The organism is Xanthomonas sp. Leaf148 (genome assembly GCF_001423585.1).
In the GTDB taxonomy this organism is placed as follows: domain Bacteria; phylum Pseudomonadota; class Gammaproteobacteria; order Xanthomonadales; family Xanthomonadaceae; genus Xanthomonas.
Genome location: NZ_LMOP01000008.1, coordinates 286,562 through 306,730, shown reverse-complemented (window position 1 = coordinate 306,730; position 20,169 = coordinate 286,562). Strand labels below are relative to the sequence as shown.

Annotated in this window: 22 protein-coding genes and 1 tRNA gene; 6 read left to right on the top strand and 17 right to left on the bottom strand. The window is 62.8% G+C overall.

What is annotated here, in order from left to right; all coding sequences use genetic code 11:
- The first annotated feature begins 74 nt into the window (after positions 1–74).
- Both ASF90_RS05995 and ASF90_RS05990 read left to right on the top strand, forming a co-directional pair.
- Entirely contained in the window at positions 75–515 is a 441-nt protein-coding gene (locus ASF90_RS05995) for a nuclear transport factor 2 family protein (RefSeq protein WP_055847208.1), read from the top strand.
- Between the two features lie 110 nt (positions 516–625).
- A complete protein-coding gene (locus ASF90_RS05990) occupies positions 626–1,015 on the top strand; it encodes a nuclear transport factor 2 family protein (RefSeq protein WP_055847206.1) in 390 nt (129 codons plus the stop codon).
- A gap of 197 nt (positions 1,016–1,212) precedes the next feature.
- Here ASF90_RS05990 and ASF90_RS21630 read toward each other — a convergent pair whose 3' ends face one another.
- Positions 1,213–1,593: an AlpA family transcriptional regulator gene (locus tag ASF90_RS21630; RefSeq protein ID WP_082473436.1), complete on the bottom strand. Its 381-nt coding sequence runs from the start codon at positions 1,591–1,593 to the stop codon at positions 1,213–1,215.
- 137 nt (positions 1,594–1,730) lie between these two features.
- On the opposite strand from ASF90_RS21630, the gene ASF90_RS21625 reads away from it, so the two are divergent.
- The gene (locus ASF90_RS21625; RefSeq protein ID WP_236699216.1) at positions 1,731–1,934 is read left to right on the top strand and encodes a DUF4224 domain-containing protein; all 204 of its coding nucleotides are present in this window, start codon (positions 1,731–1,733) and stop codon (positions 1,932–1,934) included.
- 320 nt (positions 1,935–2,254) lie between these two features.
- Here ASF90_RS21625 and ASF90_RS23310 read toward each other — a convergent pair whose 3' ends face one another.
- The 7 genes from ASF90_RS23310 to birA form a co-directional block, all read right to left on the bottom strand.
- Positions 2,255–2,785, bottom strand: coding sequence for a hypothetical protein (locus ASF90_RS23310; RefSeq protein ID WP_153066597.1), 531 nt, complete (start codon positions 2,783–2,785; stop codon positions 2,255–2,257).
- A gap of 499 nt (positions 2,786–3,284) precedes the next feature.
- Positions 3,285–3,863, bottom strand: coding sequence for a hypothetical protein (locus ASF90_RS05985; RefSeq protein ID WP_153066598.1), 579 nt, complete (start codon positions 3,861–3,863; stop codon positions 3,285–3,287).
- Positions 3,864–4,141: 278 nt separating this feature from the next.
- Positions 4,142–4,519 carry a hypothetical protein gene (locus ASF90_RS05980; RefSeq protein ID WP_055847200.1) on the bottom strand — a complete coding sequence of 126 codons (378 nt, stop codon included), beginning with the start codon at positions 4,517–4,519 and terminating at the stop codon, positions 4,142–4,144.
- Between the two features lie 418 nt (positions 4,520–4,937).
- A tRNA-Thr gene (locus tag ASF90_RS05975) sits at positions 4,938–5,013 on the bottom strand.
- Between the two features lie 32 nt (positions 5,014–5,045).
- On the bottom strand, positions 5,046–5,891 hold the full coding sequence (locus ASF90_RS05970; RefSeq protein ID WP_055847197.1) for an SPOR domain-containing protein: 846 nt from the start codon (positions 5,889–5,891) through the stop codon (positions 5,046–5,048).
- A gap of 278 nt (positions 5,892–6,169) precedes the next feature.
- Positions 6,170–6,898 carry a type III pantothenate kinase gene (locus ASF90_RS05965; RefSeq protein WP_055847195.1) on the bottom strand — a complete coding sequence of 243 codons (729 nt, stop codon included), beginning with the start codon at positions 6,896–6,898 and terminating at the stop codon, positions 6,170–6,172.
- Positions 6,895–7,875: a bifunctional biotin--[acetyl-CoA-carboxylase] ligase/biotin operon repressor BirA gene (gene birA, locus ASF90_RS05960; protein WP_330218872.1), complete on the bottom strand. Its 981-nt coding sequence runs from the start codon at positions 7,873–7,875 to the stop codon at positions 6,895–6,897. Before birA ends, ASF90_RS05965 begins: the two co-directional genes overlap by 4 nt.
- Positions 7,876–7,950: 75 nt before the next feature.
- Here birA and ASF90_RS05955 point away from each other — a divergent pair, with 75 nt between their 5' ends.
- Positions 7,951–8,265: a hypothetical protein gene (locus ASF90_RS05955; protein ID WP_055847189.1), complete on the top strand. Its 315-nt coding sequence runs from the start codon at positions 7,951–7,953 to the stop codon at positions 8,263–8,265.
- An 8-nt stretch (positions 8,266–8,273) separates the two neighbouring features.
- Complete coding sequence (locus tag ASF90_RS05950) at positions 8,274–9,029, top strand: M90 family metallopeptidase (protein WP_055847186.1); 756 nt, start codon at positions 8,274–8,276, stop codon at positions 9,027–9,029.
- A gap of 263 nt (positions 9,030–9,292) precedes the next feature.
- Here the strand turns inward: ASF90_RS05950 and ASF90_RS05945 are convergent, their stop codons facing one another.
- From ASF90_RS05945 to dusA, 6 genes are all read right to left on the bottom strand, one after another.
- Positions 9,293–10,480, bottom strand: a complete 1,188-nt coding sequence (locus ASF90_RS05945) for a DUF1501 domain-containing protein (RefSeq protein ID WP_055850195.1) — start codon at positions 10,478–10,480, stop codon at positions 9,293–9,295.
- Between the two features lie 66 nt (positions 10,481–10,546).
- On the bottom strand, positions 10,547–12,148 hold the full coding sequence (locus ASF90_RS05940; protein ID WP_115560680.1) for a DUF1800 domain-containing protein: 1,602 nt from the start codon (positions 12,146–12,148) through the stop codon (positions 10,547–10,549).
- A 129-nt stretch (positions 12,149–12,277) separates the two neighbouring features.
- A complete protein-coding gene (locus ASF90_RS05935; RefSeq protein ID WP_172797239.1) occupies positions 12,278–13,648 on the bottom strand; it encodes a sensor histidine kinase in 1,371 nt (456 codons plus the stop codon).
- A 74-nt stretch (positions 13,649–13,722) separates the two neighbouring features.
- Entirely contained in the window at positions 13,723–14,406 is a 684-nt protein-coding gene (locus ASF90_RS05930) for a response regulator transcription factor (RefSeq protein WP_002808458.1), read from the bottom strand.
- A gap of 71 nt (positions 14,407–14,477) precedes the next feature.
- On the bottom strand, positions 14,478–14,786 hold the full coding sequence (locus tag ASF90_RS05925; RefSeq protein ID WP_055850192.1) for a hypothetical protein: 309 nt from the start codon (positions 14,784–14,786) through the stop codon (positions 14,478–14,480).
- A gap of 336 nt (positions 14,787–15,122) precedes the next feature.
- Positions 15,123–16,127: a tRNA dihydrouridine(20/20a) synthase DusA gene (gene dusA, locus ASF90_RS05920; protein ID WP_055847180.1), complete on the bottom strand. Its 1,005-nt coding sequence runs from the start codon at positions 16,125–16,127 to the stop codon at positions 15,123–15,125.
- Between the two features lie 149 nt (positions 16,128–16,276).
- Here dusA and ASF90_RS05915 point away from each other — a divergent pair, with 149 nt between their 5' ends.
- Positions 16,277–16,558, top strand: coding sequence for an NIPSNAP family protein (locus ASF90_RS05915; protein ID WP_236699215.1), 282 nt, complete (start codon positions 16,277–16,279; stop codon positions 16,556–16,558).
- 30 nt (positions 16,559–16,588) lie between these two features.
- Here ASF90_RS05915 and ASF90_RS05910 read toward each other — a convergent pair whose 3' ends face one another.
- From ASF90_RS05910 to katB, 3 genes are all read right to left on the bottom strand, one after another.
- Positions 16,589–16,813, bottom strand: coding sequence for a hypothetical protein (locus ASF90_RS05910; protein ID WP_055847177.1), 225 nt, complete (start codon positions 16,811–16,813; stop codon positions 16,589–16,591).
- A gap of 1,047 nt (positions 16,814–17,860) precedes the next feature.
- Positions 17,861–18,436 carry an ankyrin repeat domain-containing protein gene (locus tag ASF90_RS05905; RefSeq protein WP_055847175.1) on the bottom strand — a complete coding sequence of 192 codons (576 nt, stop codon included), beginning with the start codon at positions 18,434–18,436 and terminating at the stop codon, positions 17,861–17,863.
- A gap of 57 nt (positions 18,437–18,493) precedes the next feature.
- Positions 18,494–19,999, bottom strand: coding sequence for a catalase KatB (katB, locus tag ASF90_RS05900; RefSeq protein ID WP_193552639.1), 1,506 nt, complete (start codon positions 19,997–19,999; stop codon positions 18,494–18,496).
- Positions 20,000–20,169 lie beyond the last annotated feature (170 nt).

Here is a 20,169-nt window from a genome sequence, read left to right as displayed (position 1 = left end):
CCGCTCGCGTCGGCGAATCAAGTCCAATAATCACTCCCACAGCACGCCCCCCCACTTTCCTGAGAAGACAGACGATGCAAGCCGATATCGAACAGATCACCCAGGCCATTCTGGCCGTGGACAACGGCATCAACGAACGCTGGAACAAGGGCGACGTCGATGGCGCACTGGAGGTCTACAGCGACGACGTGTCGTATTTCGATCCCCTGACCGCGCTGCGTCTGGACGGTCATGCGGCGGTGGAGGCCTACTTTCGCAAAGTATTCGAGGGCAAGCTCAAGATCCTGCGCAACGACTACATCCAGCCGGTGGTAATGGTCAGCGATAACCGCGACATGGCTGTGCTGCACTACAACCTGCAGAACATCCTCGCCGACGGCCAGGGCGGTGAGAAGCCGGGTACTCCCTGGAATTCGACACAGGTCTTCCGCTACATCGAAGGACGCTGGCGCGTCGTGCACGTCAATTGGTCGATCACGTTACATCCCGGCGCCCAGCAAAGCCTGATGTCCTGATCTATCACCGCTGACCGCACCGCGCTTTACTCCCACTAAAGATCGGCCAACCAGGCACCCGCGCCTGCAGGCCTTACACGCTGACATTTCAACCAACCAAGGAAAACACCATGAACAACATCGACACTGCCAAGTCCTACATCACCTCGGTCCAGACCGGCGACCACGCAACGCTGGGCAGCCTCATTTCGCCCGACGTGATCTGGCACCAGCCCGGCAACCATCAGTTCTCCGGCACCCACCGCGGCATGGCGGTCGTCGGGCCGATGCTGGGCAAGATGATGGAGGTCTCCAATGGCACCTTCGCCATCAGCCGTGCCGATGACTACATGGCCAGCGGCGACTGGGTGGCCATCACGCTGGAATTTTCCGGCCAGGCCAACGGCGTGACGCTCAAGCAGGCCGGCGTGGATCTGCTGCGCATCGAAGACGGCAAGATCGTCGAAGTCCGGTTGTTCTCGGCCGATCAAGTTCAGGAAGACGCATTCTGGGGAAGCTGATCGCCAAGCCCGGCAGCGGGCGGGCCTTTCCGGGATACAGCGGAAAGGCCTTCGTGGTGCCGGCACCCGGATTCAAGCCCCCTTGTCCTGCAAGGGTTTCCGGGAAGTCTGGAGAATTCCTGCTAAGTCACCGCCTGCGATCCGGGTGATGTGGCTACCCAGAAGTCAGCTGCCCCTGGCGGTCGCCGTCAGCGATCTCAGCCCGGCGAACCGCCGGAGCGATCGGCTACTCGGGCGGCAATCCAGTCGTCGATCTCAGACTCCAGCCAGGCAACCAACGTGCCCAGCGGCACCGGCTTGGGAAATGCACCCTTCTTGATCCGGTCATAGATGGTGGTCTGGGACATGCCTACCCGGTCCTTGACCTGCGCAATGCGCAATAGGCGAGGCCTTCCATCAGATACAGGCGGCACGTATTGCTGACGCTCAATGGACGACAGTGAAGCCGACAGACTTGGCTGGATCTGGGCCACGATTTTCGCCGCAACGGCTTCACCGATCAGATCAATCAATCCTGCGAACTGCTCGTACGGCAGGCCAGGTCGCGAGGGGCTGCTTTGTCTATGGTGATAGCTCATGACCCGAGACTAAAGAACGCTGTCGCAGGGGATGCGATTACGAGACGACTGCGCGATTTCAATTCACTTGCCCGCAGAGCAGATGCAGATTGTGTTCTGTGCTGTAATCGGCCTCAACTGGATAGAGGCGACAAGTAGTGTCGAAACTGTGCCTATCCCGGGATGAGGTGAAAGAGCTTTGCCGCAGTCCGCAAAGGGCGCCTCAGGCATGTTTCCTGCGCCGGAACGTGATCCGGCATTACCTTGATGCGCATGGATGGCCTGTCGCCCTGCGATCTGCAGTTGAGCAATCCGCCCTCCGTCCTCCGGCTATACAAGTCTGGACGCCCAATAAGGGCTAGGGCAGGAACCACCGAAGGCAGCCTTGAACAGCACTGCGTAACAAACATTGCCGGAGCGGAGGGGGCTTAAATGAACGACACACCCAGTGAGGTGCCTTGGGAACTTCGAACCATCAATGCGGAGGCGGTCGGGCAATTGCTAAGAATGGCACCCAGGACGGTGCTTGAGCGCGTCGCTTGCCGGCCTGACTTCTCGGTTCGCCTAACAATGCGTCAGACAACTTGGGTTGCGGGAGAAGTGTCGGCGTGGCGGGACCGTAATCGCGTAGGACTTCCGAAGGGAAGAAGAAGATGACTCCAAGCCAATATCGGCTCAGCAACTACCCCCTCACAACTTGATTCTCTGGAATGTAGGTGGAGATGCCCCGCCCATAAGCCTTCCAGCTTCCATCCGCTGCCTTCAGCACCCGGGATTGTCGCTTTGTAAGATAAGTCGGCGCCGCTCCGACCATCTCCTTTGGCTGAACGTGAGGTTCGCACCCGGGGTGGTATCGATTGCGGAGACCTGCTTTTTTTCTACAGAGAGGATCGCCCGGCACCGTGTCGTAAATGTAGCCGTCGTACTCCAACCACATGTGGGTTGGCGTGACGTCGTCATTCGAATCAAACACACCATAGACAATGCATTGCTTGTTGTGCTTCGCAGGAGGACTTCTCTGCAACGTCAGAAAAAAAGCAACCTTCTCATCGAACGATTTTTTCTTTGCTGAAGAAGTAAGTGAAAGTTTCGTACCCAGGGTTGCAATGCTGTTGTTGAACGCACTAGATATTGCTTCGTCCTCCCAACCATCAATTGCCCATACGCGACAGCTGCATGAATTGATGAACTTATCACCTTCAGCTTCGCTCATTACAGCACTCATGTCGCCTCCGATAATTTTTTCGCAATAGAAGTAGCAAAAGCCACGGGGCATACCCGACAATTCGTCTCAAAGTAAAAATTTAGAAATCGTGTTGCATCAAAGTTACAGAAAGCAGACGAAGCTGTCTTGCGCTTAAGTCGATCATTGAGCTTACATGCCGCACACCTGGGTTGTACCGACTTCAGTTTTCGAAGCATGTTTAACGCATACTGCCGCAAAGTACATAGGATCTACTGTGTAGATATATGGCGAGTTACCGCCTCAAAATAATGGCAGGGACTACTCGGCCCTAACTACAAAAGTCCAAGAGATTGGGTCGCCTTGGTGGTGTTATTTAGATGAAACATAGCTCATCGGCCACATTGACAATGTCGCCACAATTCGCGACGTCTTGAAACGCTATATCGAGGAAAAGTAGTCACGGGCCATAACAACAGGTCAATCCAATTATCCAGCGCGCTGCTCAGCTGCAGCGCGCCGGATTTCCTCAGTACCAGATGTAGCCTAGAACGTAGTTATTGATTGCACCCACCTTGTCCCAGCCTTCGCAGGTCGGGTCAACGCTATCGAAGTGGTCATCCCATGCCGGATAGTCACAGCGGTAGAGCGGCGTGGTGCCCTCAAGCTGCGTATTGGCAACCCAGCCCAAGATGTACTGATAGGTGTTTTTCCCCTGACCTTCGCAATTAGGGTCCGTCGAGCTGAAGTGCTCGGCCTTATCCGTCTTTGTTCCGAGCACAAAGCAACTGTAAACCGCATGCGAGCCAGCGAACGGAACGAAGCTCGCGTAACCCATTATGCCCTCGACCTTCCAGCGCTTCACATTGCCGCCCGTCGGAAGTTCGTGACTGGTGATGCGGTCCCGCTCTTGGGGCCAAATGAGGCGATACATCGAGATCAGCTGCACATCCGGAGGTACCGCAAGCGCGGCTGCAGATGTGCGGGTATCGAGCTTCAGACTCTCATACTGTCGCGGAATTTCCGGCACGAGTTGCTCACCGGCGTGTGCCGCACCAATGAAAGCTCCCGACAGCGCCATCGCTGCAAACGCAATTTTCTTCAACACCACTGCACGCTCCTTGTAATCCGAAGAATTTTCGGAGGCGAGAGTATGTCGCAGCGGTTGGGCCCTAAAGCTTAGGTCTAAACCTCACAGTTCCGTCAGGGAATACCCACATGCGGCTGAGTCCGGCAACGATCTATCAAAGTGAGTGCCGGCTCGACGCTACTCAAGCGCCACGCGGTGTGAGCAGCCATCTTGGCACCGCAACCGGCAGAGTTAGATTGGCAGCGATATGGGATTTCACATGTCGGGCTGTTCCACGCCAAAGTATCGGGGAAGCCTTACCGGTCGAAGAAATAACCCACGAGCTCGACGACCACGTTGCCGGCGGCCAACGATACGACGCCGCCGAGCAGGCCAGTGGTCGAAGCGAGCATAGTCATGGACTGATCGCTGTCCAAGCGCAGCTGGAACGTGAGGTTATTGTTTGGTGCCACGTTGATCGGCCGATTGGTGCGGGATAGCGTGCCCATCGCCGGCCGGCCGATGTAGGCCGTGAGGTTGGACAGGTTGCTGACCTTGAGCTCCACCACCGATGCCGTCGGAGGAATGAATAGCGTGAGGTTGATCGTCTGCTGCGCAGGCGTAGCCAGCAGCGTGATCGCCGGGTTTAGCGCCATCGGCGGCGTCTGGAACGAGGTGGTCGAGTAGTCGAGCAAGATGTAGTTGCGGCATGTACCGACATTTTTACGTGCCGGCCTCCGCGCAACTTGCCGACCGCCACCGCGATCCAGCACGCGTCACAACTTCCGCCTCATAGCGTTTCAGGGCTTCATCGAAAGTCTTGTCGGGCAGTTTTGTGCCACGCAGTTCGGCCTCGCGCTCCAATGCCCATTGAGCAGCCTCCTAACGCGCTACCTTCTTGGTCGAGTCACGCACGCCGTCGATGTAGACCTGCACGCGGCACTTATTGCCTGTTCGTTGGATGCTGGCCATGACCGCATCGTATGGGGAATTTCTGGGGAGTGGTAGTGACGAACCGTTGTGATACCTGGCGCCCAAGTTCTACACCGACCCGACGAAACCCTTACTACATGGGCGTTTCCGGGCGACCGGGGCTTTGCGGAAAGGCCTTCGTGGTGCCGGCACCCGGATTCGAACTGGGGACCTACCGCTTACAAGGCGGTTGCTCTACCAACTGAGCTATGCCGGCAAAGGCAGGCGCGTTGCGCGCCGGTGCGCATTCTAGCGCAGCGCGGAGCAATCTAGCGATCGTTGCCGCGTTGCGCCTGCGGCGCTCTGCAACGCAGCGGCCGTCGCCGTACTGCGCATATCGACCCACCAGCGCGACTGGCCGCTGCCGCTGGGCACCAACTGCGCGGGAAAGCCCGCGCTCACCAGACTGGCCTGACGCCGTTCGGCGCGCTCGCGGCTCTGATACTGCCCCAGCGCAACGGTGTTGTCTTCGCCCTGGGCAATCACGTAATAGTCGCCGATGCCGGCGGCAGCAATGCGTTTGACCAAGGCCTGCGCCGTGGCGCGGTCGCCCACGTTGGGCAACATCACCCGAAACGTGCTGATCCCGGCATCGGCGTCCTCGCGCACGCTGGCGCGGCTGGCCTGGCCGCGAACGCGCGACAGCGCAGCATCGGCATCGCTGCGTGCCGCATACGGCCCGACGCTGACACAGCGCTCCGGGGCGGCCGGCGGCGCCGGCACTGCTGCAGGCGTTGCGGCAGCGGTGGCTTCATCAACCGATGTGGAAGCGGCCTTCGCTGCCGCTGCAGGCTCGGCCGGACGGGGTGCTGTCTCGACCACCGTTGGCGCTGGCTTCGGCACAGGCGTCGTCGCTGCAGTCGGCGCATTGGATGCAACCGTTGCACCGGCATCCGGCGTTGCAGCGGTTGTCACTTCGGGACGCGGCACCGCTGCTGTCGCCTTGGTCGGCAACATCGGCAGCACGTCCAATCGGGCAACACCGGGCGGTTGCGGTGGTGCGGCCGGCGGCGCCGGCGGTGGCTGCAACGCCCACCACAGTGCCACCCCGGCATTGAGGATGATCAGGACAACGATGAGCGCGCGTACGTACATGCGCCGATTTTAGAGCCTGTCATGGGGCTTGGGGGAGTGCGAAGCGTCCGGTGCCGCGACGGGACAAGGCGCGCAACGCACTCTCGGCGCCCCCGATGGTCGTTTCCGTGCATTGGCCTTCGGCAGCGCGTGCACCAGGCAGCTCTGCCTGGGCTCTACAACGCCGGTGTGCCGAGCACACCGCTGCCGAATGTCGAAGCCAGCCCAACCGGCGCCACAGCGCATCCGCTCCACGCCGCTGGCGGCTAACGCCTCTCGTCCAACCCGCACAAGACGCTCTACGGCGAGGACGAATGCATCGCCCAGGTCGCCAGTCCATCCAGCACCAAGGCCGCGCGAAAGCTGGCATCGGGCAACAACGGCAGCAGCGGTGGCGCGCCGCCGCCGTGCACCAGCAGCCGCACCGGCACGCCCAGGCTGCGCTGCGCGTGGTGCAGGCTGCGCTCGATCAGCGCCACCGCCGCGCCGTCGCAGCCGGAGGTCAAGGCATCGTCGGTGTCGTTGGCCAGCTCGACATACTCTCCACCGCTGGGCGGCAACTGCACCGCACGCGCATGCAGCGCTTCGCGCATGGTGGTGGGCGAGGCGGCGATCCGCCCGCCGTGATGCTGCCCATCGGCACCGAGTACATCGATGGTCAGCGCAGTGCCCACCCCGGCCACCAGCACCGGTGCGTCGCCACGCGCACCCAGCAAGGCCAGAAAACGATCCACCCCAAAGCGGCTCGGGTCGGCATAGGCGATGCGGATGCCAGCGCATTCGGCTGCGGTCCGCACGATGCGGACCTGCTCGAAACGCTCCTGCAGGCAAGCGATCATCCGCTGCGTCAATGCGGGCGCCGCCACGCTGGCCACGTGCGCAATGCGCCCGGACGGCAACGCCGATAACGCCGCCGCATCCATCGCCTCGGCACCGTGCGCCCACGCCCGCACGTCGCCGGCGCGGTTGCCGTGCAGCGGGGCGTACTTGAAGCGCGAATTCCCCAGGTCGAACAACCACTCGCTCATGCAGGTCTCACGCTGACTTCTCCGGAGTGGAACAGGCGCATCGTTTCGCCCAGTTGCACGCGCAATGCACCATCGGCGGCCAGGCCAAGCGCCACACCACGATGCAGGGTGCCGCTTTCTTCAACCTGCACGGTGCGCCCGCTCAGCACATCCAGCGCCGCGTAGCGCGCCAGAAACGGCGCCAAGCCCTGCGCTTCGAACAGATCCAGTGCCGGCAGCAGGCTGGACAGCACCGCTGCCGCCACGCTGTCGCGCGACACCGCGCGCCCGGCCAGGGTGTCCAGATCCACCCATGGTTGATCGATCGCCGCGGCGGCGGCCGGCGGCATGTGCACGTTCAAGCCCAGCCCGATCACCGCACGCGCATTGCCGGCCATCTCGCCGCCGCCTTCGATCAACAGACCGCCCAGTTTGCGCTCGCGCGCCAGCAGGTCGTTGGGCCACTTCAGACCGACATCGGCAAACCCGCACCCGCGCAGGGCTTCGGCCACGGCAACCCCGACCGCCAGGCTCAACCCGGCCAGCTGGCCCAGCCCGCCGCTGAAACGGCGCGATGCCGACAGATAGATGTGTGCGGCCAGCGGCGAGGTCCACTGACGGCCGCGGCGACCGCGCCCGCCGGTCTGACGCTCGGCCAGCAACACAGACACGCCGTGTTCCGGTGCCGGGCGCGCCAGCAGCGTGGTGTTGGTGGATTCCAGTGTCCAGGCCACCTCCAGCGCGACCAGGCCCGCCACCGCGTCGGTTGCCATGGCCGCACGGATCCGCGTGGCATCCAGCAGGTCCAGCGGCGCGGCCAGGCGGTAGCCATCGCCTGCCCGTCCGTCGATATCGACACCGGCAGCGCGCAAATTCTGGATGCGCTTCCACACGGCGGCACGGGTCAACCCGGCATCGCGCGCCAACGCATCGCCGGACAGCCGGCCGCTCGCAAGTTTGGCCAGCAACGCGCGGTCATCCACGGCAACGGTTCCCAAATCGATCCGCGAAAGTATGCGCCAAGCCTTCGCGGCCGCCCAGCGCGGCTTGCGTGAGGGAGTGAAAACCGCGTTATGATCGGCGACTCACGCCGCTTGCCCTGGATGTGGACGATGCGCCGACTCACTGTTTGCCTGCTGTTCTTGTTGGCTCCGCTTGCCGCACTGGCATCGGACCAGTTGGTCGACGGCGATCATGAGAGCTGCGTCAGCACCAACTCGGCCGCACGCGGCAGAACCCCAAATGGCGACGCGGCAGCACCGGCGCGCGCGCCGCAACACAAGCCTGCGCCGGCAACCGGCGGTGGTGGCAGCGATGGCGACAGTTTGTTCCCCCGCATGCGCATGATGCCGCGCTGGCACAGTTTTCTGCCGGGCATGTTCCGCTGATCCAGTGGTTGACGCGCTGGCTGCGCCGGCCGCCGCTCGAGATTACTGATGCGCTTTGGCAGCCGGTGTGTGACCGCTGCGCCTGGGTTGCTGCGCTCGATGCGCAACGCCGGCAACGTCTACGTGCGCTGACCGCGCAGTTCCTGGACCAAAAAACCATTTCGCCGGTCGATGGATTGCAGCTGCAGCCGCACGACCACGTGTTGCTGGCTGCCACCTGCTGCTTGCCGCTGCTGGAAATCGGCGCAGCGGGATGGCGTGGCTGGTCGCAACTGATCGTGTACCCGGACGCCTTCCGCGTGCGGCGCACCCAGATGGATGCGGCCGGCGTAATGCATGCCTGGGACGACACCTTGATCGGCGAGGCCTGGGAACAAGGTCCGTTGATCGTCAGCTGGGCCGATGTGCAAGCCGATCTTGACGACCCGCAGGCCGGCTGCAACGTGATCGTGCACGAGATGGCGCACAAGCTCGATGCACTGGACGGTGCGCTCGACGGCACGCCACCACTGCCGCGCGATCGGCAACGCCGCTGGGCGCGCGATTTTCAGCACGCCTTCGCTGCGTTCTGCCAACGCGTGGATGCCGGCCAGGACACCGAGATCGACCCGTATGCAGCAGAGGCTCCGGAAGAATTCTTCGCGGTGGTCAGCGAATATCACTTCTCGGCGCCGCAAGTGCTGCAGCGGGTGATGCCGGAGGTCGCCGCGCATCTGGTCAGCGTGTACGGGCCGTCGCCGTTCGCGTCGCAGACGGCACGTTGATGGCGCTGCGCGATCATTGCGTCATGGTTTGAATGCATGCGCGACGCGGCTTGCATCGCGTCGGTCGCGTGGATCTGATCGTGTTTGGGCGTGTGCGCACGGTTAAACGTTGGCGCCACGATGCGGTGAGTGCTTGCCTCTCACCGTCGTCGCCACGCGCACATGGCAATGCAGGAAGATGCAGCGCGCGGATGAGCAGGTGCAGATACCGCGCACTACGCTGAGTGGCCCGACACGAACGCAACAGGCGCGATTGATCGCGCTCACACCAAGCCAAGATTGCGCGGTGTCGCACCTGGAAACACGCGTTCCAGCTGCGTCGGCGACAAACCCCACAAGCGCTGCAACAGGCCGCCAAACAAACTGCGGTAATTGCTGAGCACCGGGTAATCGCGATTTTGCAGCAGATGCGCTTGGTCCACCGCAACCTGCTCGCCGGCGATGCGACCGCCGCGCACGCCGCCGCCCAGCACCCAGTACGTGGTGCCATGCCCGTGATCGGTCCCCTTGCTGCCGTTCTCGCGGAAGGTGCGGCCGAATTCGGAAATCACCACCACCACGGTGTCGTCCCAGGCCGGGCCCAACGCATCGGCATACGCGGCCAGCCCTTCGCCGAGATTGCGCAAGTTGTTGGCCAGCCCGCCTGCCACACTGCCCTGATTGGCATGCGTGTCCCAACCGCCAACATCCACAAATCCCAGCCGATACCGCTCGCGCATCAAGCTCGCCATGCGCCGGGTTTCATCGGCAAACGTACGTGCGCTGGCGGCGCCACGGCCGGCCTGCTCCATCTCTTCGCGCAGCTGCGCGGTAACCTGCTGGCGCAACGCAAGTCCTTCGCGCGCCGCCGCCGCCAATGGCGTGGCATCGTACATCTGCGACAGGATCTGCGACTGACGCGCATCCAACCCGCCCTTGCCGATGCCCCGCAGCGAGACGTTGGGCAGGTCGCCGCCGCCTTGGAAGGTCAGCGGCAACGAATCGGTGAAGGCAATCGCCGGCACGCCACTGAGGACACCCGACAGCCGCGCCATGAACCCGGAACGATAGTCGCGGTGCTTACCGGCTTGCCCGGATTCGATATCGTCCTGGGTTTCGAAGTGGCTGCGCGACACATCATCGGTGCCGGCAAATGGCACGAACGCCAGTTGATTGCGTTGCCACAACGGCAGCAAGGCATCGCGCATCACCGGGTTGAGACCCCATTGCGCGTCCAGCGCGATGGCGCTGTCGGGATTGGCCGGGTCCGGCCGCGCAATCGCCAGCGTGGGCCGCGACTGGTAATAAAAATCACTGCCATGCGGCACCAACAGATTGTTACTGTCGTAGCCGCCGCGCAAGAACACCACCAGCAGGCGCGCACTGTTGCGCGGAGCGGCAAACAGGCGACCAGCCCAGGGCAGACTCGCGGCGGCGGCGGCAGAAGCAAGCAAAAATTGACGTCGTTGCATGGTGTACTCCCACGGCGATGCCTGCATCGCACTCGGTGATCAGCGTCGGTGAATCAGCGATATGAATCAGCGGTAGTTGAAGTCCGGCGATGCCAACAAAAACCCGTTCCATTCCGCCGGCGAACGCGCCTGCTCCAGCGCCTGCTGCGTACCTGTCGCAAGCGATGGCGCAATCCAGCGATAGGACGCGCGCGTGTCGATGCGCGTTAGCGGCGGAATCGGCGTGTCGTTGTCGCCATCGCGCCGGAACAATTGCTTGGGCCCACTGCCCAGCGCGCGCGCCACCTCGAACCTGCGCGCCAGTTGCCCGGAGCTGGTCCAGGCCTGCGATTGCAGCGACCACCCATCCGGGGTGATACGCCCGAACAGCGGCTCGCCAAGTTGCTGTACCCAACTGGCCATCGGGCCGGCATTGATCACGGGCTGGTCTTCATAGGCCAGCCGCATCGCCGAGACCACAAAGCGATTGGGGTCCTTGAACTTGCGCGGTTGCGCCTGTGCAAACTCTGCAGAATTCACCATGGTCTGCATGACCTTGGCGATATCGCCATCGCTGCGCTGGAAGTTGCTGGCCATGCGCGCGACCAGTGCCGGCGGCGGTGTGTCGCTGACGAAGTACTCGGCCATGCGCTGCGAGACGAAGCGCGCACATGCCGGCTGGCGCACCAACAGTTGCACGGCACGTTCGATTTCATCCAGCCCACCGCCGGCAATCTGCTGACCCAACAACACCTTGTCGCCGGGTTGATGGCGCGCCGGATTGAATTCGAACACTCCCTTGCGCACCACCTCCGGCTGGCCACGCACGGCCGCTGGCACGGGCGGCGCACCTGCGGCCTTGATCGGCACCAGGCCAGCGCCGGTGAGGATCAACGCCAGCTGCTGCACGTCCTGCTGGGTGTAGCCCCCATGCACGCCGAGGGTGTGCAGTTCCATCAGTTCACGCGCGTAATTTTCGTTGACCTTGCCCTTGGCATTCTTGGCGTTGTCCAGATATTCGAGCATCGCCGGACTTTGCAGCGTCGCCATGACAAGATCCGCAAACTTGCCGGTGGCGTTAGGGCGGATAGCGTTTTCCATGTAATCGGCGGCCATCCACTTCACGCGGCCTTTGTCGGCATACACGCTGAAGTGATTGAGCCAGAACCACACCAGCTGCTCGCGTAGCTGATCCGGCGCGTACACCGCGCGCAGTAATTGCGCCTGACGCGCCTGGGTGAGCATCTGTCCGCCGCGCGCTTGCCAGTCCTTGCGCAAGGCGACTTTCTCATCGCCGTCGGGCATGGCCTGCAACCGGATCTTGTCGGCCTCGTAGCGCGTCAACAAGGTTTCCAGCGGGGTGTGCAGTGCATCGAAGCCTTGCAGCTGCGCGCGTACCGGTGCCGGTAACACAGCGTCGTCACTGGGTTGGAGCAGCAATGCGCCATAGCGCTTGGGGCCAAGCCGTTGTAACTGCGCGGCGCCATCGGTATCCACACCGTAGGTGGCACGTTGCAACCAGCGCGTCTGGGTTGGCGTCAACGGCGCTTCGGCAGCGTGGCCGAGGGCGGCAACCGCACCACCGGCAAGCAGCAACGCAAGGCGCCACCTGCGCGGCCATCGCCGGGGCGAAGGCTGCGTTTCCGCGCAAGAGACCTGTGCAACGCGCTTGATCATGCGGCTCTCCATCGCAACTGCCTGCAATATCGCAACTGCCTGCAATCGGACCAGTATGGTCAAGCAAACGTTCGAGGCGTTAAACGGTTGTCGGAGCAGCGCAGGCCATTGCCAACGGGTTCATCCGGACACGCAGACGTGTCACAGACCCGGAGGCAGGGTCACATCGAAGCGGGCGCCGCCCAGTTCCTGCGAGCGCACCACCTGCAGTTCACCGCGGTAGGCCTTGATCAGATCCTGCACGATCGACATGCCGATGCCATGCCCCTGCACGCGCTCATCGCCACGCACACCACGCTGCAGAATCTTGGCGACATCTTCCGGCGCAATGCCGGGGCCGTCGTCTTCCACCGACAGGATCAGGCCGGCACGCCGGCTGCCGGTGGTCGGACCCGGCTGTGCGGTCAGCAGCACCCGGCTGCGCGCCCATTTGAAGCCGTTTTCCAGCAGATTACCGAGCAGTTCCTGCAGATCGCCCGGCTCGCCATGAAAGCGCGCATCCGGCGAAATATCGAACTCGCACAGCACGCCCTTGATCGAATACACCTTCTCCAGCCCGCGCACAATTTCTTCGGCGGACGGCTCGATCGGCAAGGGCGCGGCAAACAACTTGTGACCGCTGGAGGCCGCACGCGCCAACTGATACGACACCAGATCGTTCATGCGCCGCAGCTGTACATCCATCTCTTTATGCAGATCGTGCTCGGAGGCGCCGCTGTCGAGCTGCGTGCGCAGCACCGCGATCGGCGTCTTGAGGCTGTGCGCCAAATCGGCCAGCGTATTGCGTTGGCGCTCCAGGTTGTCGCGCTCGCTCTCGATGAAGGCGTTGATGCTGTCGGTCAGCGGCTCCAGCTCGCGTGGATGCTGCTCGCTCATGCGCTGAATTTCGCCGCGCTGCACCTTGGTCAGCTCGTTGATCACGCGCCGCAGCGGGCGCAGGCTCCATTGCAGGATGAACGCCTGCAGCACCAACAACACCACGCCGGCACTGCCGAGGTAAAACCACACCGCGCCACGGAAAACACGCAGCTGCGCGCCCATTGAGCGCGCGTCTTCCATCACATAGATGGTGTAAGGAATCTCGCCGCCGTGTTCGCGTTCGACGTAACTGACGCCCAGGCCATAGCGATACAACTGGCCCAGGCTGCCATCGATCTGGGTCATCTCCAGCGGGCCGATGAATTCTTCCTGGCGCGGCTCCAGCATGCGGCCATGCGGAATGTTCGGGCCTTCGGCCGACATCGAGGTCCAGCTTTCGTCGGGACGCACGACTTCCACATACAAGCCGCCACCAGGCACATCGAAGCGCGGGTCGGGCGGTTGCCCGCCGATGTAGATCGAACCGTCGCGGACAAAGTCGATGTTGGCGGCGTAGGCAGAGGCGTAGTTCTTCAGCCGCTCACGCAGGTTCTTTTCGGCGGTATCGGCAAAGGCGACATCCAGCGCGTAGCCCGCCAACGCCAGGAAGGCCACCAAGCTGAGGCTGGCGGCCAACAGCTGGCGGGCCTGCAGGGAGCGCGGCCGCCAACGTCTGTACCACTTGGAGCGGCCCGGCACCTGATCTTCCTGTTTACCGACGCGCGGACTCAGCCTTCGGTACGCGGGATGGCGAAGCGGTAGCCCCGACCACGCACGGTCTCGATGGGCTTGAGTTCACCATCCGGGTCGAGCTTCTTGCGCAGACGACCGATGAACACTTCGAGCACGTTGGAGTCGCGATCGAAGTCCTGCTGATAGATATGTTCGGTGAGGTCGGCCTTGGAGACCAGTTCGCCAGCATGCATCATCAGGTACTCGAGCACCTTGTACTCATAGCTGGTCAGATCGACGTTGGCGCCGTTGACGCTTACCGTCTGCGCCGCCAGATCCAGTGCCACCGGCCCGCATTCCAGCGTGGGCTTGCTCCAGCCAGCGGCACGGCGCAGCAGCGCGTTGACGCGAGCCAACAGCTCTTCGACATGGAACGGCTTGACCAGATAATCGTCGGCGCCCTGCTTGAGGCCTTCGACCTTGTCCTGCCAGCTCGAACGCGCGGTCAGGATCAACACCGGGAATTTCTTGCCTTCGTCGCGCAGCGCCTTGATCAGCTCCATGCCCGACATCTTGGGCAGGCCAAGGTCGATGATGCCGACGTCGAACGGCACTTCGCGGCCCATGTACAGGCCTTCTTCGCCGTCTTGTGCAGCGTCGACCGCAAAGCCTTCACGCTTCAGACGCGCGGCAAGGGTCTCGCGCAGCGGAGCTTCGTCTTCGACCAAAAGAATACGCATGCACTCTCCCTAGTAACGTTATCGGCCAACAGCCGGGGAATTTATGAGACTGAACGCAGAACTATCTACGTTCAGTGGTTATCGCTGCGTGGTGGCGCTGGCGGATCGGGCGGGGCAGCGCTGGGCGGTGGAGCGGCCTGCGGCTGCTCTAGCTCGTCCACAGTGTGGACGCGCCCGTTCTTCATGTACTTGACCCGATTGAGGTTGCCGCCATCGTACGGCACACGCTCGGCAGCCAAAATTTGTCCACCGGTAGACCGCTGAACATGGCGAATGGTGTCCGACAAGGTGCGGCTATTGCCGCGTGCCGATGCCGGCATGCCCTCGCGACCACCCTGCACCATGGGATACCCCTGACCCCACGCCGACGGCGCGGCCAGGACACCCCAGAGGGCGACCAGGGCGACAGAGCGAGCGCGGCTGAGCGGATGGGTCACAACTGGATCCTAGCGGGTTGTTCAGGAACATTCAAAATTCGTAAAACCGAGCATGCATCACACAATGCCTGGGTTCCGTAAATTGAGCCAAATTCTTGATTTTTGGGGGTGAATCCGATCTGAACTTTTTAGCTTCGTGTTAACGCCATTCAGCCAAATGAATGCCACGAAGGGGCAGACGCCCTGCCAGCAAGGCTTTCGCGCTCGATGCCGGGCTCCGAGATCGCGATCAACAACGGTCCTGGCCTGCCTGTTCAGCTAATGCAAGCGCTGGGCCAATCAGGCAACGACGCGCCAGAGCTGGCTGTCGGTTCGCTGCAATGCCTGCTCGACCAGCTCCCAGCCAGCGCCTGGACGGTGTGCGCCCTCGCTCAGCACCTGACGGAACGCCCGCCCGCCGGGCTGCCCATGGAACAGGCCCAGCACGTGCCGGGTGATGTGCTTCAGCGCCAGACCCTGTTCCAGTTGGGACTCCACGTAGGGACGCAGCGCCCGTAGCAGCGTCTCGCGCGACTGCGCCGGGCGTTGGGTCAATGCGGCATCGAGCTGATGCAGGACATACGGGTCGTGATATGCGGCGCGACCGAGCATCACGCCATCGGTCTGCTGCAGATGCGCCAGCGCGGCGTCGACGGCGGCGATGCCGCCATTGAGCACCACCGGCACGTTGGGACGCTCCTGCCTGAGGCGATATGCCCAGTCGTAGCGCAGCGGCGGCACCTCGCGATTTTCCTTCGGCGACAGGCCCTTGAGCCAGGCATTGCGGGCGTGCACTACCACCATCGCCGCGCCGGCTGCGACGACTTGATCGACGAAGCGGGCGAACACGGCATAGTCGTCGTCATCGTCCACGCCCAGGCGGCATTTGACCGTGATCGGCAGATCGGTGGCCGCGCACATGGCGGCGACACACTCGGCCACCAGCGCCGGCTCGCGCATCAGACAGGCGCCGAAGCGCCCCGCCTGCACGCGATCGGACGGGCAGCCGCAGTTGAGATTGATTTCGTCATAGCCCCATTCCTGCGCGATACCGGCCGCCTGCGCGAGCAGGGCCGGATCGCTGCCGCCGAGCTGCAGCGCCAGCGGGTGCTCGACCGGATCGAACCCGATCAGCCGCGTGCGATCGCCATGGATCACCGCGTTGGCATGCACCATCTCGGTATACAAGCGTGCGGACGGCGCCAGCAGGCGGTGGAACACCCGGCAATGCCGGTCGGTCCAGTCCATCATCGGGGCAACGGACAGGCGTAGGGAGGCGGCGTAGCGATCGGCAGAAGCGGTCATCGACGGTTGGCCGCAGCGAGCGGCCATTGGAATGCGAAGCAGGATCAATAGCTTACACGGGCGTCGATGAATCTGCGGCAGTGTGGCCTGGCACGCTGATGCAGCGTGATGCCGGATCCTGCTGCACGATCACCTGCTTGCTGCGCTAGGTGACCGACCGCTATCAACTGGCCGAATTCGAACATGACGCGCGGTTATGGATCCCGCTGGTGGCGCGCTTTGGCGGCCAGCATCACGGCTATTTTCTGCCGTCGGAAAGGGCGAACAACATCGCGTTGGCGCTGTTTTCGTTTCCCTCGCGCGCCGAGTACGGGAGCTATCGGGTGGCATCGCTGCAGGATGCGGGGTGTCTGTCGGCGTTCGCCTATGCGGAGCGAACGCGGTGCATCGTCAATGACGAGCGCAGCTTCTTTGATCCGGTACTGGCGTAACGCTGCGCGCGTTTCCGGACGTAGGTGCGATTACGGGTTGCGGAAGCCCACACGCTCTTCGGCGCTCAGCGGCTTGCCGAGGGCGTGGTAAGAGGCAGCCAGGGTGATCAGGGACGTGCCCATCACCGCATAGAAGCTCCACGAGGTAGCCAATACGTGCACCTGGCCGAACACCAGCGCGACAACGGCGGTGGCGGTGCACAGCACCATGGCGAGCAGGGACATCAGGAACGGGATGGAGGGATCGAGCTTCATGGCCGGGGGTTCCAAGGTGCGATAGCTCCAGCATCGGCGTTCCCGACCCGTTCTTGAACTGTTTTTTGCGCTTTTTTCGAACCAATTTCAAGCAAGTCAGCGCGCGCTCAGTTTTATGTCAAAGCCTTGGCGCACAAGGGTTTCGACGTCAGAAATCTCCTGACGGGATGGCGGAAAAATCATCACCACCGCCAGACTTCCAACGCAGGCGTGGCGGAAAACCGACGGGATGGCCATCACGGTTTGGCGTGGCCGCATCCAGGTCGCTTACGTCACGATCGTGTGCTGTCGTTGCCCTGCTGATTTGCGCGCGACACACGGAGGTGATCGCGCCGGGCAGCCCCGGATGCAAGCAGCAGCCCGGTCAAAGACGTGCCCCCCGCGCGCTTGCCGGAACCGTGAGACATCGTGGCCAGGGCCGTGCGGAGCCATCCGGACGCATCGGTGCTCTGGGCTGGATGCCCTACTCGTCGTCTGTCCACAACAAGCGCGGGGACCAGGAGCGGTTAACACCACTGGCGGGCAGTGGTCAGGTAGGTGTGGACGCCACGCTCAGAGCCGGAGTGGACGAATGTGGCCACGCCGCACTGAGCAACGGGCGCGCCGTCTGGCGGCTGCACCATCGTTTGGTGAGCCGCGCTAAACCTGCCTACGTACTCTCCATGCGTTGACCGCGTGCCGAGCGCGGCCATCGAGCGCTATCGAAAGTCCTGCGACTGGCTGACAACGCTAGCGACCAAGGATCGCGTAGATGCTGACGCTACGGAGCTAATGCAGCGTCCGCGTGGTCGATGCCGAATTGGGGAATCGGCCGCGCCGATCTGAAAGGCTTCGCGGCCGTGGCTGGGCGATGGCCTTGTTGGCCGCTTGCGCGCGCCAAGGTTGCTGCCGTTCGGAGCATTGGTAGCGTGATGGCAAAACACGCATGGCACATGTTGCTGCGGACTACTGTGAGCGCTCCGGCCTGTGGCGCACCCTCAAGAACAGCTTACGCAGGCGCGCAACTTGCGGAGCATGCACGGCCGCAGGTCGCGCTACCGAACACGCTCAGCGTGCCGGGGCGGTGGCGAATTCGCCGCGCTGCAGCTTGGTCACATCGTTGCCCTGCCCGTCCTTGAGGCTGAGGTCTGCGCCCTTGGCGGCCAGGTCCTTGAGCACGTCTGTCCGCTGGAACAGCGCTGCATACATCGCCGCGGTCTGGCCGGCGTTGTTGCGTTGGTCGGGGGCGCAATCGGCCTGCATCAGCCGCTTGGCGATGCCGAGCTCGCCTTTGAAGATCGCGCCCATCAGCGCAGTGTTGCCGCGTTTGTCCTGCGCGCAGGGGTCGGCTCCTGCGCTCAGCAACTGCTCTACCGCCGGGCGTTGGCCGTGGTAGGCGGCCAGGATCAGCGCGGTATAGCCCTTCTCATCGCGGGCATTGAGGTCGTAATGCGAGCGGATGAACTCGGCCAGCATCTCCTGGCGGCCTTCGCGCGCGGCATCGAAGAAGTACTCACGTAGCTGCAGCTTGATCTGCTCGGGGCTGGACGTGGATGGGGTGGTCGCTGCGGGCGTGGCAGACGGTGAGGCAGCGATGGCTGGCGCGCACAGGGCGCTCAGCATGATCAATAGCAGAGTGCGCATATCGCTCTCCCAAGACGGGGACGGCACCGCGGCGTGGCCGCGATGCCGTCGGATGGATCAGTCCTGCAGGCTGGAGGCCAGCTGCTTGACGCGGGCCAGGTCGCCCTTGGCAACACGGGCCACACCGGTGCCGTACTCCGGGTCGGCTTTGTACAGGAACGACAGGATGATGTGCTTGCTCTCGGTGTCGGTGTTGGACAGCGACTCGCCGAAGCTCTGCACCAGATCTGCACGATCCTTCTTGCTGTAAGAGCGATACAACTCACCGGCCTGCTTGAAGTTCTGCTCGCGGGTGATCTTGGCCTGCTGGGTGGTACCGGACAGCGGCAGTTCGCTGTAGCGCGCGGCGGTGTCCTGCGGACGCGGCTCCAGGCGGCTCGGCTCGTAGTTCACGCCGCTGCTGGTCTGACCGATGTTGCCCTGACCATCCTGGTTGCCGTTATTGACGGCCACGCGCGGGCGGTTGACCGGCAGGCTCAGGCCGTTGGCACCGATGCGATACAACTGGGTGTCGGCGTAGGAGAAGATGCGGCCCTGCAACAGGCGGTCTTCAGACGGTTCGATACCCGGCACCAAATTGGCCGGCGCCATCGCGACCTGCTCGGTCTCCTGGAAGAAGTTGTCGACGTTCTTGTTCAACACCATCTGGCCGACCTTCTGCTCCGGCACGTCCGGCCAGATCTTGGTGGCATCGAGCGGGTCGAAATCGAACTTGGCCAGGTCTTCCGGCTTGAGCACCTGCACATACAGGTCCCACTTCGGGTAATCGCCCTTCTTGATCGCACCGACCAGATCGTTGGTCAGGTGGCTGTAGTCCTTGGACTGGACGGCGGCAACCTGCTTGGGATCGAGGTTCTTGATGCCTTGCAGCGTCTTCCAATGGAACTTGACGTAGTGCACTTCGCCCTGCGCGTTGACCAGCTTGTAGGCGTGCACGCCGTTGCCATCCATGAAGCGATAACCGGCCGGCGTGCCTTCGTTGGAATACAGCAGCGTCAGCGTGCGCGTGCCTTCGGGCACGTGCGAGAAGAAATCGAAGCGGCGCGAGTCGTCGTCAAGATTGGTGCGCGGGTCCGGCTTGAACGCGTGGACCATGTCGGGGAACTTGATCGCATCGCGGATGAAGAAGGTGGGGAAGTTGTTGCCGACCAGATCCCAATTACCTTCGCTGGTGTAGAACTTGGTGGCGAACCCGTGCGGGTCGCGCAGCGTTTCAGGCGAGTGATTGCCATGCACAACGGACGAAAAGCGCACGAACACCGGTGTTTTTTCGCCGGCGCTGAATACCTTGGCCTTGGTCAGGGTGGACAGATCGGCAGTGGCGGTGAACTCGCCTTTGACCCCGGTACCGCGCGCATGCACGACGCGCTCGGGAATGCGCTCGCGATCGAAGCGCTGCAGCTTCTGGATCAGCTGCACGTCCTGCAGCAAGGTCGGGCCGTTGGCACCTGCCGTCTGCGAATTCTGGTTGTCGCCAACCTTGGCGCCGTTGTCGCGGGTCAGTACAGATTGGGCGAAGACCGGCGGAGCGATCAGCGTGGGGGCTAGCAGGGCTAGCACCATGAGGGATCCAGGGCGCATGGCGTCAGCTCGTGTTGAAGGACCTGAATCATGGCGAGCGGGCCGAAGTGTGAAAAGTCATTAGTTATGATCGCAGCGATAGGCGAACATGATGATGACTGCGTTGCGTGATATGCATCGCTTTTCGTGTGGCAGCGTGTTGCAGATAACGC